11 protein-coding genes are annotated in these 16,911 nt (G+C 35.5%); 8 read left to right on the forward strand and 3 right to left on the reverse strand.

All coding sequences use genetic code 11. The annotated features are described in order from the left end of the window. Positions 1-59: 59 nt before the first annotated feature. From IR213_RS00665 to bioB, 7 genes are all read left to right on the forward strand, one after another. Positions 60-1,001 (forward strand): ribose-phosphate pyrophosphokinase, encoded by a 942-nt coding sequence (locus IR213_RS00665; RefSeq protein WP_194310382.1) that lies wholly within the window; start codon positions 60-62, stop codon positions 999-1,001. A 69-nt stretch (positions 1,002-1,070) separates the two neighbouring features. Further along, positions 1,071-1,679, forward strand: coding sequence for a 50S ribosomal protein L25/general stress protein Ctc (locus tag IR213_RS00670; RefSeq protein ID WP_194310383.1), 609 nt, complete (start codon positions 1,071-1,073; stop codon positions 1,677-1,679). Positions 1,680-1,944: 265 nt separating this feature from the next. After that, positions 1,945-2,619, forward strand: coding sequence for an aminoacyl-tRNA hydrolase (gene pth / locus IR213_RS00675; RefSeq protein WP_194310384.1), 675 nt, complete (start codon positions 1,945-1,947; stop codon positions 2,617-2,619). 135 nt (positions 2,620-2,754) lie between these two features. Continuing rightward, positions 2,755-4,818, forward strand: coding sequence for a T9SS type A sorting domain-containing protein (locus IR213_RS00680; protein ID WP_194310385.1), 2,064 nt, complete (start codon positions 2,755-2,757; stop codon positions 4,816-4,818). A 225-nt stretch (positions 4,819-5,043) separates the two neighbouring features. Further along, complete coding sequence (locus tag IR213_RS00685) at positions 5,044-5,973, forward strand: bifunctional riboflavin kinase/FAD synthetase (protein WP_194310386.1); 930 nt, start codon at positions 5,044-5,046, stop codon at positions 5,971-5,973. Positions 5,974-6,117: 144 nt separating this feature from the next. Continuing rightward, positions 6,118-6,555: a hypothetical protein gene (locus IR213_RS00690; protein ID WP_194310387.1), complete on the forward strand. Its 438-nt coding sequence runs from the start codon at positions 6,118-6,120 to the stop codon at positions 6,553-6,555. Between the two features lie 97 nt (positions 6,556-6,652). Continuing rightward, a complete protein-coding gene (bioB, locus tag IR213_RS00695) occupies positions 6,653-7,738 on the forward strand; it encodes a biotin synthase BioB (protein ID WP_194310388.1) in 1,086 nt (361 codons plus the stop codon). 97 nt (positions 7,739-7,835) lie between these two features. On the opposite strand, the gene IR213_RS00700 is transcribed toward bioB, so the two are convergent. Both IR213_RS00700 and IR213_RS00705 read right to left on the reverse strand, forming a co-directional pair. After that, positions 7,836-10,793 carry a T9SS type A sorting domain-containing protein gene (locus IR213_RS00700; RefSeq protein ID WP_194310389.1) on the reverse strand — a complete coding sequence of 986 codons (2,958 nt, stop codon included), beginning with the start codon at positions 10,791-10,793 and terminating at the stop codon, positions 7,836-7,838. Between the two features lie 688 nt (positions 10,794-11,481). Then, the gene (locus IR213_RS00705) at positions 11,482-14,229 is read right to left on the reverse strand and encodes a T9SS sorting signal type C domain-containing protein (RefSeq protein WP_194310390.1); all 2,748 of its coding nucleotides are present in this window, start codon (positions 14,227-14,229) and stop codon (positions 11,482-11,484) included. 363 nt (positions 14,230-14,592) lie between these two features. Between IR213_RS00705 and IR213_RS00710 the strand changes: the two genes are divergently transcribed. After that, positions 14,593-15,081 (forward strand): regulatory protein RecX, encoded by a 489-nt coding sequence (locus IR213_RS00710; protein WP_194310391.1) that lies wholly within the window; start codon positions 14,593-14,595, stop codon positions 15,079-15,081. 658 nt (positions 15,082-15,739) lie between these two features. On the opposite strand, the gene IR213_RS00715 is transcribed toward IR213_RS00710, so the two are convergent. Next, on the reverse strand, positions 15,740-16,894 hold the full coding sequence (locus tag IR213_RS00715) for a beta-ketoacyl synthase N-terminal-like domain-containing protein (protein ID WP_194310392.1): 1,155 nt from the start codon (positions 16,892-16,894) through the stop codon (positions 15,740-15,742). Positions 16,895-16,911 lie beyond the last annotated feature (17 nt).

Here is a 16,911-nt window from a genome sequence, read left to right on the forward strand (position 1 = left end):
CCTAAATTTGCACCTCGGTAAAACGAAACACACTAACTAACTACAAAACAACACACTAAATGTCACACTTAGAACCAGAAGCTAAAATTTTTGCGTGCTCTGAAAGTGTTTATCTCGCAGAGGTAATTGCCAAAGAATACGGAATTCCTTTAGGTAAAGTTACGATGGCGAAATATAGTGATGGCGAATTTCAGCCATCTTATGAAGAATCAATCCGTGGTTTACGCGTATTTATTGTTTGTTCGACATTTCCGAGTGCTGACAATTTAATGGAATTATTGCTAATGATTGATGCTGCAAAACGCGCATCGGCAAGACATATAACAGCAGTAATCCCTTATTTTGGTTGGGCAAGACAAGACAGAAAAGACAAGCCAAGAGTTCCGATTGGAGCTAAATTAGTGGCTAAATTATTAGAAACTGCCGGTGCAACAAGAATTATGACTATGGATTTGCATGCAGACCAAATTCAGGGATTCTTTGAAAAACCAGTAGATCACCTTTTTGCATCGACAATATTTTTGCCTTATGTAAAAAGTTTAAATCTTGAAAATTTGACTATTGCATCCCCAGATATGGGAGGTTCTAAAAGAGCTTATGCGTATTCAAAATTTTTAGAATCGGATGTGGTAATTTGCTACAAACAACGAAAAGAAGCTAACATCATTGATACGATGGAGCTGATTGGTGAAGTGAGAGGAAGAAATGTAATTTTGGTAGATGATATGATTGATACCGGAGGCACATTGGCGAAAGCCGCAGATTTAATGATAGAAAAAGGAGCTTTGAGCGTGAGAGCGATTTGTACACACGCCATTTTATCAGGAAGTGCCTATGAAAAAATAGAAAATTCGAAATTGCTAGAATTGATAGTGACCGATTCTATTCCGTTGAAGAAGCAATCAAACAAAATAAGAGTGGTGAGTTGTGCGCCTCTTTTTGCCGAAGTAATGCATATGGTACACCACAACAATTCAATCAGTGGAAAATTTTTGATGTAACCCATCAAATCTTCCGAAAGGGAGACTTTAAAAATGAATTTTAATAATTATTAACTATATTTTTTTACAATGAAATCGATTACAATTAAAGGATCAGAAAGAGAAAGCGTGGGCAAAGTTGCGACTAAAGCCTTACGTAATGCTGGAGCGGTTCCTTGCGTTATATACGGAGGAAATCAACCAGTGCATTTTTCAGCAGACGAAAGAGCATTCAAAACCTTGGTTTACACCCCAAACGCACACACTGTTGTGATTGAACTTGGAGACAAATCATACAATGCTATTTTACAAGACATTCAGGTACATCCTGTGTCTGACAAAATTTTACACATTGACTTCTTTCAGTTATTTGACGACAAAGAAATCACTATGGAAGTTCCTGTAAAAGTAACTGGTGTATCTCCAGGTGTACTTTTAGGAGGTGTTTTACGTTTAAACACCCGCAGATTAAAAGTAAAAGCATTACCAAAAAATCTTCCTGATTTTATTGAAGCTGAAATTTCAGAACTTCAAATGGGAAACAAATTGTATGTAACGAAACTTGTTTCTGATAAATACAAATTATTACACACTGACAACACAGTTGTTGCTCAAGTAAGAATTTCTCGTGCAGCTATGAAAGCAGCTCAAGAAGCAGCAAAAGCAGCAAAAGCTCCTGCAGGAAAAAAGAAAAAATAATTTCTTTCGAACAATTCAAGAAAGCATCAGTTGTAAAACTGGTGCTTTTTTTGTTTTATGGAGCACGACGATTCGCAAACCTAATAACCATTGCTCCCGCTCTACGTTTTATCTCTTATGGCGAACCCCGCCACAAGAGGATATCACTTCCATCGGGGCTCTAATTAGAAACACTCATTTTCAAATCAACATTACTTAAAGCTTCCAGCCTTTGGAAGGCTGGAAGCTTTGGAAAAAATTGAAAAATTAAGTTTACTTTTGTACTATGATAAAATGGTTAAACGCACTGTTTTTAAAAACAAAAACAGAAGGCAATACTGATTATATGAAACCGGAGGTTCACGAACACCAAAAAAACAATATAAAAAACGTGAGTAATAAATTTTTAATAGTTGGACTTGGAAACATTGGCGCCGAATATGTAAATACCCGGCACAACATTGGTTTTAAAATTGTAGATTTCTTTGCAAAAAAAGAAGGAATCAACTTCGAAACCGTGAAACTGGGTGCGCTTGCCGAATACAAATTTAAAGGAAGAACCTTTTTACTGTTGAAACCCAATACCTATATGAATTTGAGCGGAAAAGCGGTAAAATATTGGATGGACAAAGAGAACATTCCACTCGAAAACATACTTATAATTACAGATGATTTGAATCTGTCTTTTGGGAAAATCCGCATCAGAAAAAAAGGAAGCGATGGTGGACACAACGGATTAAAAAGTATCCACGCCACTTTAAACACAACCGACTATACTCGATTCCGTTTTGGGATCAGTGACGAATTCAAAAAAGGAAAGCAAATAGATTATGTTCTTGGCGAATGGGACGAAGACGAAAAAGTAGCTCTTCCGGAACGTTTAGAATTAGCTTCAGAAATCATAAAATCTTTTGGAACAGCAGGATTAGAGAACACGATGACCGCTTTTAACGGGAAATAAGGATTGGGGTTTTTTAATATTTTTCTTAATTTTGGGAAAAAATGTAAGCAATCAGCAATCTGTTTGCTGAATTTTTCCAATTTTTTTTCTATAAGCTACTAAAAGCATTAACTTTGACAAACTTTTTTTCATAAAATGAAAACAACCATCCCCATTTCTATTAAGATAGTCCTTACTGTCTTTTGCTTGTTTATCCTTGGCAACACCTATAGTCAGGATCAAAAACAAACTAACAAAACACTATTTGGCAAACCTCTTAAGGCTGGAACTATAAATCCAAATAATGGTCACATTAGATGTGCATCAACAGAGTATGAGCAATATCTTCAGGGAAAAGACCCAAAAAGAATGACAAGTGCGCAGTTTGAAGCAAGGTTGGCTCCATTAATTGATAAATACAAAGCGATGAAAACCACTTCTCAAAGTGGCGGAATAATTACAATACCCGTTGTTATTCATGTAATATATGATGGCGAAGCTATTGGCGTAGCCCCAAACATTACTGATGCTCAAGTACAGTCGCAGATTACTGTGCTTAACCAAGACTATAGAAAAATTGCAGGAACACCTGGCGATAACTCAAATCCCGTTGGAGCAGATACACAAATCCAATTTGAACTTGCTAAACAAGACCCAAACGGAAATCCAACAAACGGAATTGATCGAGTGAGTCTTAATCAAACCTCTTGGTCTGATATTGATATTGAAGCAACTCTGAAACCTGCCACTATCTGGGATCCTTCATCTTATATGAATATGTGGAGTGTTAAATTTACCGATAACACCCTTTTAGGATATGCTCAATTTCCTGATGGCTCAGGGCTTGGAGGACTTAATGCCTCTGGCGGAGCCTCAAATACTGATGGTGTTGTTTCTAATTATGATGTGTTTGGCAGTAACGACTATAATGATGGATCTTTTTTATTGGATGCAACATACAACAAAGGAAGAACAATGTCTCATGAGGTAGGGCACTGGCTAGGATTAATTCATATTTGGGGTGATTCTCCTTGCGGTGATGATTATTGCGCAGATACCCCTGTTCATCATGACGCCAACTATGGCTGCCCTACGGTTGTAAATTGTGATGCTAATGGAAATGAAATGGTAGAGAATTATATGGATTATACAGATGATGCTTGTATGAACATTTTTACCAAAAAACAAAAAATTAGAATAACAACTATAATTAACAATGCAGCCAGAAGAAGCTCACTGAAAACATCAACTAAAAATGCAACAATCCCTTTGTTTGCAAATGACGCCGAAGTAAAACTCGAAGCATATTTTCCTACTGGTATTTGCGGAGCAGTAGCTTACCAGACTATACAAAATGTAACGATTTATAATAGAGGAACAAGCAATTTGACATCGGCAACAATAGATTACAATATTAATGGAGGAAGCAATATTGTATATAATTGGTCTGGTGATTTGGCTACTAATAAATCGGCAACTTTTCCAATTACAATAAATTCAGCTTCAAACGGCACTATTAATATTACTAGTATCTCCTCCGCTAATGGAGGAACAGATCAAAGGTTAACTAACAATACTGCATCTGGAACTTTCATTATTCCAATACCTCCTTCTAATTATGCCTATACTAGTTATGATTTTAGACTACAACAAGACAAATATGGAAGCGAAACTACTTGGAGTTTAAAAAATGGCTCTGGAGCCACTTTATATAGTGGCGGTCCTTATGCAGATAAACCCGCTTTACCATTGCCCGAATTAATAACCGAAACCTGGATATTAGCCAATAACCAATGTTATACTTTTACCATAAACGACTCTGTAGGTGATGGAATTTGTTGTGGAACAAGTGGTGATGGTTATTATGACATAAAAACAAATAGCGGAGCAATTATTGTCACATCTGGATCCTCTTATACTTCCAGTGCAAGCAAAACTTTCACAACTAATACCCTTGGAACTAACAAATTTGAAACTTCAAATGACATTTACTTGTATCCAAATCCAACAAAAGGAACTTTAAATGTTCGCGTTCCAAGTGATTTTGGACTCCCAAATAGTTTAACAATTAGCAACAGCCTAGGACAAATCGTTAGCCGAAAAGAAGTTTCAAAAGAAAATGATTTAACCATAAACACTTCTACTTTAAGTAATGGAGTTTATTTTATTACCGTTTTGAAAGAAAATCAGAAAAAAACACTGCAATTCATCAAAGAATAGTATCGCCAAATATAGATTTTGAGAGGATTGATTTATGTCAATCCTCTTTTTTTACCTGCCTGTCGGCAGACAGGTCTGTTATTATTATACCATTACTTATTATATTTTAGTCCAAAGGTTTTGGTATAATGACGCTGTATATTTCATTTAGTTCAACTTTTATTGGACTAATTTGAAATAACTAGCGGTATTAGTATAAATTTGCACCAACATAAAACAATTGCTTTGAAGATTTTTCATTCCATAAATGATTTCATTTCCACAAAAAAAACAATCCTTACTTTGGGCACCTTTGATGGCGTGCATGCTGGTCACAGAAAAATTCTGGAAAGACTAACACAAAATGTAGAAAAAGGCAAATATGAAAGTCTTGTGCTTACTTTTTTTCCGCATCCAAGGATGGTTTTACAGGAACAATCAGGAATAAAACTGCTAAATACCATTCCTGAAAAAATAGATTTATTAGAAAAAATTGGAATTGAAAATCTAGTCATTCATCCTTTTGACGAAAGTTTTTCAAAATTAACAGCTCAGGAATTTGTAAAAAACATTCTTGTAGACAAATTCCATATCCAAAAAATTATTATTGGTCACGACCATCGGTTTGGAAGAAACCGTACTGCAAATATTGATGACCTGATTGCTTTTGGCAAACTATATGACTTCGAAGTAGAACAAATTTCGGTTCAGGAAGTTAATGATGTTTCTATAAGTTCAACAAAAATCAGAAATGCTTTAATGGGAGGAAATATGGCTTTGGCCAATGAGTATTTGGGTTACAAATACTTTTTGACGGGAACCGTTTTCAAGGGAAAACAATTGGGAAGAACGATTGGATTTCGCACTGCAAACCTTCAACCGGAAGAGGACTATAAACTTATACCTGGAAATGGCGTTTATGTTGTGAAAAGTATAATCAACCAAAAAACTGTTTACGGCATGATGAATATTGGATTTAATCCAACTGTAGCCGGAGAAAATCTATCCGTCGAGATTCATTTTTTTGACTTTGACGCTGATCTATATAATCAGGAAATAAGAGTTTCTATACTTGAATACCTTCGCCCGGAACAAAAATTCGATTCTATAGATTTGTTAAAAAAACAATTGGAAATAGACAAAGAAACTGCTTTGGAGTATCTTAATAATCACTAAAATTAATCCCGAATTATTTTTCTTTCCTCTTTCAACCAAACGATACTCTATTTTTTGTAAATTTGGAATACCCTTATTGAATTGCATAGTTACGGTTTTGTTTACCTGAGATTTATTTTTTCTAACCTTTTAAAAACAAATCATATGAAATTATCAAAAGAATTCACAAACGGCTTCATTATCTTCCTAGGAATTTCAGTCTATTTTCTATTCATTAACATAATTGGTTACGGAGATAAAGCTTACTTACGCCTTTTTAACACCGTTTTTGTGTTATATGGCGTAAACCGGACTATCTCTATGAATATTGCCGAGGGTAAAAAGAATTTTGTTTCAAATTCCATTTCAGCTATGAAGACTTCACTTGTAGGTGTCTTTCTGAGCGTCATAGGATTGCTTGTTTACAGCTACATACAAGGAGGCGATGCTTATGTTGAATCTTTATCCAAAACCTTTTTATTCACAGGAAACCCGTCAATTGTTACCTACTGCATTTCCTTGTTGTTTGAAGGAATCGCCTCTTCGGTAGTAGTTACTATGTTATTAATGCTGTATTGGAACGATCGCCATATTTCAGATTAATTAATAATCTGCAAAAAGGCTTTTGCTTTTTTCAATACTACAACTTTGCTTGATTGGAACAATTTAACTACTTTTGATGCATTAAAAAATTAGATTAATGAGCATCACAAAACACAATTGGACGAAAGAAGAAATTATTGCAATTTATACTAAACCTATGATGGATTTGCTTTATGAAGCAGCCACTATTCATCGTGAACATCACGATCCTAATGTGGTGCAGGTATCCACTTTATTGTCAATTAAAACGGGTGGTTGTTCAGAAGATTGTGGCTATTGTCCGCAAGCAAAAAGATATCATACGTCTATCAAGACGAATGATTTAATGACCGTAAGCGAAGTCAAAGAGCAAGCTGAACAAGCAAAATTAAGCGGTTCATCACGTGTTTGTATGGGTGCTGCATGGAGAAATGTGAAAGATGGTGCCGAATTTGACCAAGTGCTCGAAATGGTTCGTACCATCAATAAAATGGATATGGAAGTGTGCTGTACCCTTGGTATGATTACCGAAAACCAAGCACAACGATTGGCCGAAGCCGGTTTGTATGCCTACAACCACAATATTGACACTTCCGAAGAATATTATAAAGAAGTTATTTCGACTCGTGGATTTGAAGACCGCTTGGAAACCATTAATAATGTTCGGAAAACAAACATTACCGTTTGCAGTGGCGGAATCATAGGAATGGGCGAAAGTATTGAAGACCGTGCCGGAATGCTAGTGGCGCTTTCTACATTAGACCCACAACCCGAATCTGTGCCAATTAATGCCCTAGTTCCAGTTGAAGGAACTCCACTTGAGGGTGAAAAACCAGTAGAAATCTGGGAAATGATTCGAATGGTGGCCACAACCAGAATTGTGATGCCTGAAACTCAAGTAAGATTATCGGCAGGAAGAGTAAATATGAGTCGAGAAGGTCAAGCGATGTGCTTTTTGGCAGGAGCCAACTCTATTTTTTCAGGCGATAAATTGCTTACAACTCCCAATAATGACGTAAACGAAGACATGAAAATGTTCGAAATTTTAGGCTTAAAAAACCAACAACCTTTTGCCAAGGTTTACCAACGTGAAACCGTTGAAGCTGTTGATTCTAAATTTGCTCCGCTTGGCGAAAAACCAAAATGGTCACGACCAGGACACACAATTGAAAGAAATGTAGAAGCAACAGTTAAAGGAAAATAAAATAATAATTCATTCATAAAAAACCTCATTCACAATCCTTGTGAATGAGGTTTTGTTTTTATCATCACTTCGACAAAGTCAGCTTGATATTCCCATATTAATTAACGATAATTTTTTTGCTGCTTTCGCCTATCGTTGTGTTTACTTTTACAATATAAATTCCTGAATTTATACTTTTTATTGGAATCTGGATATTCGTTTGCTCGCTGTCTTTAACATCCCAATTCGAAATCTTCTGACCTGTTATATTGTAAAGTGCAACCGAATTTACTGTTGAATCCATGACATTGTTGTGAATGATTAAGGTTTTATAATTGTTGGAATATAACACTAAAATACCATCCTCTTTATCTGTAGCATCTACACCTAAAGTTTTGCTTGTATTGGTATACTTCAGCACAAAACGATCATTGAATGTACCTGCAACAGTACTGAACTTGTAATCCCCATTTTTTAAATCAGTGACGGTATTTGTCAACTTGTCTTCAATAAACACCGCCTGATTGGTTAATACGCCATCAATTTGATCAATATTGACAGTATAATCGCCATCACTACTCGATCTAAATCCTAGAGGGATCGTATCATTTTCATCAAATGGCAAAGCACGTCCTTGTATTACGAGATTACTATCTCCATTAACACTATAGAAATCAGCCCCATCAAGAGAATCATAACTATCCGCATCATAGGTAGTTTCATAATCATTAGTAGCGCCAGTGATGTAGCCTATCAACGTTTGTTTGAAAACTCCTTGTTCATTCGATAAGTTCAACCAAACACGGCTTTTCTCTATGGCGTTGGCATTTTTAGCTTTAGGGTTTCCTTTAGTTTTAAAAAATTGGGGGTTTAACCCTAATACTCCATTTCCAACACGCATACTATTGTCAAATACAATTTTTGTATCAGTAATTGAATTTGTATTACTCCCCACAAAAAATCCTTGCCCTGCTGCAATATATCCATTAGGAATATTTGCATTAAAAAACAGATTACTATTTCCTGAAGTACTGGCAAGCCCTTTTGCCCCTTTTGTTGTTCCTGTTCCTCCAGTTAAGTTATAGGTAGCATAATCATCGTATGAATATTGGCCTTTAACTGGGTCTGTATTGTGCGTCCAGAAATAAAGTGATCCATCTAAAACTCCGGTATTTGCAGATATAAATAAATCAGCATCTATGGCAGAAGGATAAGGATTACCTATAAGGTAGCTTTTATTAATTTTCACACCAGTTATGGAGACAGAACCATTATTTGGTGTTCCAGTAAAAGAACCATAAAAAGTTGAATTACTTATGTTTTGAGGCCCATAAATGGAATAGCCTTTTCCTTTAACCATACTATTCGATGGAAGTTCTGTTGTCCAAGCGTCTAAATCAGCATCAAAGGAGTAAAATTTATTTTGACTTTGAGGCGAAAATGTTGAAAGTATCTCACTTGAAACTGGCGAAGACCAATATGTATAGTCTGTATTGTGAATTGCAGAAACCGTTCTATTATAAATTATATTACCAGAATTTGCTACCGGTGGAGTATTATTTTTTTGAACTAAACTGCCTGATTTGCTGATAGGATTAGATGCGCTAACCGTAGCAGAAGAATCGAAAGTCAAAGTTCCTGTGCCTAAAACAGCAACTTGATTATAAATCGTTAAAGTGTTTGATGGACTAATAATGACTTTTACTCCTGAATTCACCTGGCAAGTACAACCTGAAACATCTGTATTTGATGTGTAATTTCCATTAAAAATAATATTTTGATCAATTGTAGGAACTGCTAGAGTTGACCACTGAGAACCATTCCAGGTATTGGTAACCAATGGAGATATTATTACACTGCCAGAAGCTGCTGATGTACATCCTGCAGCATTGGTAACTTTAAAATTATAGGTCCCCGCTGCAAGACCTGAAATAGTCTTACTTGTTGTATTCCCTGTAACTCCTCCTGGATTTATTGTCCAACTTCCGGATGGTAAACCACTTAAAACAACACTTCCTGTAGGTGATGCACAAGTAGTGGGCTGTGTAATAGCCCCCACATCCGGAGCGTTTATTGCCGAAGTTACCGTTAATGAACCTGAATTTCCTGTTTTAGAACAGCCCTTAGTTATTATAGCCCTGTATTGATTACTGTTTACCGAACTACTACTTATAACAGTTAGTGTGGCTGTGGTTACTCCAGAATAAATAGCATCATTTGATAAAGTTTTCCAATCACTAGTGCCAACTTTAACCTGCCATTGATATCCAGGAGAAGTTGCCGAAGTAGTCGCTGTAAAAACTGCGCTTGATCCAGAACAAATAGAAACACTTGCAATATCACCAACCGTAAATGTACAAGTTGAGTATATTACTGAATTAATTAAATCTATTAAAGCCTGAGATTCTGTAGGGTAAGAAGGAAAAAGACCTACATTAACATTGTTATCAATTGAACTCGGCGAAATAGTAACTGTTGCAATAGGATTTACTGCATATATTTGCCCTGTTCCAGTCCCTCCTGTAAGATCGAATGTTCCTAAAATATCACCCCCAACAATTACATTACCGTTGTTTTGTAATTTAGAAGTAGACTTAGTAGTATCTAAGTTACCCGTTATTATCACATCACTTTTCCATAAATCACTAGCGCCGTTATTAATATAATTACCGTAAACTATTAGAGTGGAATGATCATTACTTGTTGAACCTGAACCACCCATTGTAAAGGTTCCGCCTACGGTAAAACTCCCAGCAGCAGTAGCACTTCCAATTGTAAAAACTATTTTGTCATTTTCAATTAAAGTTCCAATAACATTCACACTTTGAACTGTTGCATTTACATCAACATTTACAGTATTGTTGATTGTCACATTATCTAGAGATGATGGAACAACTCCTCCATTCCAAGTAGAAGCGGAAGACCAATTACCAGAAACTCTACTGCTGATATTTGCTGCATTACCAGCATTAACAAACAAACAAACAAACAAAACCATCAATAACAAGGGAATTGTCATTGATGGTTTTAATGATACTGCAAAATTTCTTTCAGAATTTAAGTAGGATTTTTTCATAAGATATGTTTTTTCTTTTGATTTGAATAAAAAAAGGGGTGATTCCTTATTCAAAAACTAATGCTTTTTGTTTTGTTAATTTTGAACATAAGACTGTGTAATCCGTATTCAAAATTTATTTTTAATTTAAGTCTTTCAGGACTGGTTAGATGTCTTTTTAATCTGGATGGACAACAACATCTTTTTTTAAAGCCAAAACCAAGTTTGAAGGGCGAAAGTAAATACAAAGTAAAAGACACAAAAATAATTTTGCTTAAATGCCTATAAACTCGTCATATAAAACCTTTTTACCTTTAAAACAACCTCTTAATGAAGCTATTGGGATTAAATAACAAAATTCTTTATTCAAATTAATCATTCGATTCTAGGTCAATAAACTTTGACACCAACTATTTCATAATTATGCACTCGGGTTATGAAATTATTTATTTACAAATAAAAATAGATTTCTTTTTTTTTGAAAATATTGGCTTTAATTCAACATACCATTCTTAATTCCCGAGTAACAAATATAAAAAATAAATCCGATAAAACGACATATTTATACGATTAAATGCACTATTTGCGGTTAAAGTAAGTTTTTTTGTACGTTTTCGTCGATTGTTATAAGTGTAAAACAAAAAAAACCACCACTTAATTAGTAAAATTTAAGTGGTGGCTTTTATCAAAAAATTATTTTTAGTTGGTATTAAAAAATAATTTTATCAGTTACTGTTGTACCGTTTTGCAAAACCGTTTTTACAATCAAAGTTTGACGACTTGACACTAGATTAGCTATTGACAATTCGCTGCTGTTTACCTTGTCTTTTTGATAGATTTGTTTTCCTGACAAGTCATAAATTGCAACCTTGTCAATAGTTTCAGCAAAGGAATTGATTTTTAGTTGTTTGTTTTTGTTCGAGACCAATACCTTATTTGCTTGTGTATCAAAATTCGTTGTGCCTAATGTTTTATTGTTATACTTCAGCACAAAACGATCATTAAATGTTCCTGCTACCGTGTTAAAAGTATAGTTCCCGTTTTTTAAATCAAAAATGGTATTAGTCAACTTATCTTCAATAAACACCGCTTTATTGGTAAGCGAACCATCTACTTGGTCAATGTTGATAGTAAAAGCACCATTAATTGTGGTACGATAACCTAGAGGCACTTCGTCATTTTCATCAAACGGTAAAGCACGCCCTTGAATCGTTAAATTCTTGTCTTGGTTCACGCTATAAAAGTCTACAAATTCATTGCCATCAAAACTCTCGCCATCAAAACGATCATCGTAGCCATTAGTGGCATCAGTTATATAACCTACTAAAGTTTGCTTGAAAGCCCCTTGAGTATTTGTTAAATTTAACCAAATGCGATTTTTTTCTATAGCATTCTTAGTTATTGTTTTAGGGTTTCTCGATTTGAAAAACTGTTGATTAATCCCTGACAAATCTGTCATTGCGACTCCACTGGCTACACGCATTGCATTTGTAAAGTTAATAGTTCCCGTGGCTTTGGCTGTTGCAAAAAATCCTTGACCAGCAGATATATAACCATTTGGTTTTGCTCCACCACTTGGAGCATAACCTCCACCTCCTGGATCTGGATAAGGTTTACCTGTTGCAAGGTCAATGTCACGTTGAGTTGCTGCAACACCTCCAGTGGCATTATAAGTGGCATAATCATCACGCGAATAGGCATAAACCCCAGTTCCTGGATTTGAAACACCTATCCCAATTTTCGTTTTGTGCGTCCAGAAATAAAGTGTTCCACTCAAAACACCAGCATTATCTTTCAAAAAGGTTTCTGCGTCTAAAGCAGATGGATATGGATTTCCTAATAAATATGAAACTCCAAAATTAGGATCAGTTGAAGGCAAACTAAAATTACTATTGTATGGAACTGGTAGTGTAACATCCCCATTATTTGGAACGCCTGTAAAAGTTGCAGTATATGGCGCTCCTGGAATTATTCCTATACCAGGTTCTGGTCCACGAACAATATAACCTTTTCCAGGCGACATAACCGTTGATACTGATTCTTGTTGCCAATTTTCCCCTATTTCTGTGGGATTATACGAATAATATTTATCCGAAATTGTTTTGTTCCGAGATACACCTCCTAAAGTAAAATCTTTCACAGGCGATGACCAATAGATGTAATCAGTGTTAATAATACCGGTATTTGTAGTTCTAACGTAATCAATATTCCCTGAATTTAAAACATTATTTGTTTGTACTAAACTTGCGTTGTTAAAAAAGGTCATATCGCCAAAACCTGGTGTGTCAACTTTCAATCCGTTAGTTAAAGTTAAAGTGTGCCCAGCATTTATATTAACACTTACCCCCGCATTTACTGTGCAAGAACAAGCAGACAGGTTTATGCCCACCAAATTTAATGAAGAATTATAATTTCCGGCAAAAACAATATCTTCTGAAATTACTGGCTGTGTGCCATTTGACCAAGAACCAACTCCTGATATAACATTCCAAGTATTTGTAGGTTTTTTTATTAAAACACTTGTAGCATTAGAAATACAACCTGATGAATTTTTTGCTGTTACGCTATATGCTCCAGGAGAAAGCGAAGTAAAAACTCCTGAGGTGTTTGTATAAGTTAATCCATTTATACTATATTTCATTCCAGAACCTGTTGGTGCAGAAACAGTTATTGTCCCTGTTGATAATGTACAAGTAGGCTGTGCTGTTGCGCTTGCTACTGTTGGAGTTGTAGTCATAGAAGGATTAACAACAACAGTTGTTTCTGCAATCATCACAAAAGGCACGTCAGGATTAGGGCGAGTATCAATAATTGAACTTTTCATTTTTATTTGATAAATACCCCCACCTGTAGCAATTAAGCTATAATTTGGACTGCTTATGAAAGGTGTAGCTGATAGCCCTGGTCCAGACCAGGAATAAGTATATGGCCCTCCATTTGGAGGAGGTGTTGCAGTAAGATTTATGGCATTCCCCACGCAAACAGGAGAATTTGATGTTGCTAAACCTGTTCCGCCTAAATTTGATAAAGTAGTAAAATCAACATCGGCGGAAGCACCACCATTACAACTTGCAACTAAGTTTTCCCCAATATATATACGTTCAGATGCATTACAACTACCTCCAATAAGTATACCTCCATTTTCAATAATTACTGAAGATCCTTCCGAAAGTCTCAAAGAATTATTCCCTGCAGAAAAATCTAGAGATGATCCACTCCTAACAATTATCTGAACGGGACCTAATCCACAAGTTGTTAAATCTAATTGAGCATTCATTACCAAAGTACAATACGGTAGTGAACCATTTCCAATACTAATTACATTGTTGCCAGAAAATGTCGTACAAGTCAAATTACTTGCGTTTTTATTTGTAGTAATTGTGTATGTTTGTGCATTAACTTTTCCATAAAAAGCAAACACTAACAACAAAACCGTAAGAAGTACTTTTTTAACCATAACCCTATATCTTTTATTCTTTTAAAATCTATTTAAAACCTACTTAATTTAAAAATAAAACGTAGGTTGAGTGCAAAGCAACCACAACTTATTAATAGCTCAAAATTTTTTCGTTTAAATGCTATTATATCAGTTATACTGCAGTCTGATAAAGACAAAAAAATGCTTTTTTTTGAAAATTCCTAAAAAAGGTTTTCAAATTATTAAATATCTGATTGCTACTATAATTACGAGGTCAAATAACACTTCTTTCTTATTGGATAATTCATAAACAAAATTGTCTATTTTTGTCCCTTTGAGAAAAGCAATAGGAAGATCAAAACACTTAATATTATTCCTAATTAATGAAATAACTCCCAACCCATGAAAGACGTTTTCTCCATAAAAGAAGCCATTCAAAAGATAGAATATTTTTGTTCCTATCAAGAACGTTGTCACGAGGAAGTGGTTACCAAATTACGCTCAATGAAAATGGATTCAGAAGAAATAGATACCATTATGGTACATCTTATTGCTTCTAATTTTCTTAGCGAAGAGCGTTTTGCCCGTAGTTTTGCCAGAGGGAAACACCGCATCAAACATTGGGGAAAAATCAGAATTATTAATGAATTGAAATATAAAAACATTTCTCAAACGCTAATCAATACTGCACTCAAGGAAATTACTCCCGAGGAATATTTGGAAACATTTCACTCATTGTCGGAACGGCATTGGGAATCCATCAGAGAGACAAACGCATTAAAAAAACGAAAGAAGTTTTGTGATTATATGCTTCGCCGCGGTTTTGAAAGCAATCTGGTTTATGATAAAGTGAAAGAATTGGAAGGGATGGCACACGGACAATACGGATGAAACGGATTGTCACGGATTTTTATATTTTAACCCTATAAGAGATATAAGGTCATTTAAGTGATGGCACACGGACAGAACAGATAAAACGGATTGTCACGGATTTTTATATTTTAACCCTATAAGAGATATAAGGTCATTTAAGTGATGGCACACGGACAAAACGGATAAAACGGATTGTCACGGATTTTTATATTTTAACCCTATAAGAGATATAAGGTCATTTAAGTGATGGCACACGGACAGAACGGACAGAACGGATTGTCACGGATTTTTATATTTTAACCCTATAAGAGATATAAGGTCATTTAAGTGATGGCACACGGACAGAACGGATAAAACGGATTGTCACGGATTTTTATATTTTAACCCTATAAGAGATATAAGGTCATTTAAGTGATGGCACACGGACAAAACGGATAAAACGGATTGTCACGGATTTTTATATTTTAACCCTATAAGAGATATAAGGTCATTTAAGGGATGGCAAACGGACAAAACGGATAAAACGGATTGTCACGGATTTTTATATTTTAACCCTATAAGAGATATAAGGTCATTTAAGTTAGAAAACATTTCAAATTATCTGTGCAAATCCGTTTCATCCGTTTAAACCTGCCTGTCGGCAGACAGGTCTGTGGCTAATTTTTTATTATCGAAACTAAAGAGATAGCAAAACACTCACTGCATTACCTCCAAAACCAACCGAATTTATAAGCACTTTTCGGATTTGTTTTCTGGGTATTTGAACTTCGGCAAAGGGAACACCTAAAAATTTCTGGTGTTGCATCATCAAAATCCCCATTTCAACACTCAACATTCCCGAAGCGCCAAAAGTGTGACCGATTTTCCATTTATTGGTGGTAAGCATCGGTAAATCGCTTTCAAAAACTTTTTGAATCGCTTTATACTCGGTTAAATCACCTGCTTTTGTTCCCGGAGCGTGCATTACAATGACATCAACTTCGGATAAATCAGTGTTTTCCAAAGCCATTTTCATCGATTTCTGAAAGCAAATCGCTTCTGCCGAAATGGATATATTATGTTCCAAGATTTCGGTGGCATAACCAATTCCTTCAATAAAAGCCAACGCATTTTCTTTTCTACCAATTTCCAAACAACAAACTGCAGCTCCTTCGCCAAGAATCATCCCACTTAGGGTTTTCTTCAGGTCGAAAGCCCTATTTGGAAACGCTTCTACACTATTGGAATAAATTTTCAAAGCTCGCATTTGGGCAATGGTAAAATCGGTCAATGGAGCTTCGCTTCCGCCAACAATAAATTTATCGGCCATTCCGGAACGAAGCCAAGCCACACCATTTAACAAAGCGTGCAAAGCAGTCGAACAGGTGATAGAATGTGAAATTTCAGGGCCTGAACTTTGCAAATCGTGAGCCACCCAAGAGGAAATATTTCCCAAAGTGGTCGTTGGTGATGCCAAAGTTTGTGCCTTTCCGGTTTCTAAATATTCCTGATAGTGTTTTTCGAATAAATCAGTCGCACCACGCGAAGAACCTATGTTAATTCCGAAAACATCATTTGGAGTCCAACCTGCATTTTGTAAGGCTTTGCGCGAAGCTGCCATCGCATACAAAACAGTTTTGTCTAAAGATTTATATTTAGAATCGGATTGTTTTAATGCCTCAATCATTTCACTAGAATCTTTATCTAATTTCCCAACGAGTGTATCTTTATGGTCTAAAAAATGTTCGGTGAAACAATGATTGGTGCTTTGATAGTTTTCCCAAATCGTTTCTGGATTATTTCCTAACGGAGAAATCGAGGCTATAGCAGTTATGGAGATAGTTTGTGACAAGACTGTTTATTTTACCG

Origin of the sequence: Flavobacterium soyangense (genome assembly GCF_015277675.1) — a bacterium.
GTDB classification, from domain to species: domain Bacteria; phylum Bacteroidota; class Bacteroidia; order Flavobacteriales; family Flavobacteriaceae; genus Flavobacterium; species Flavobacterium soyangense.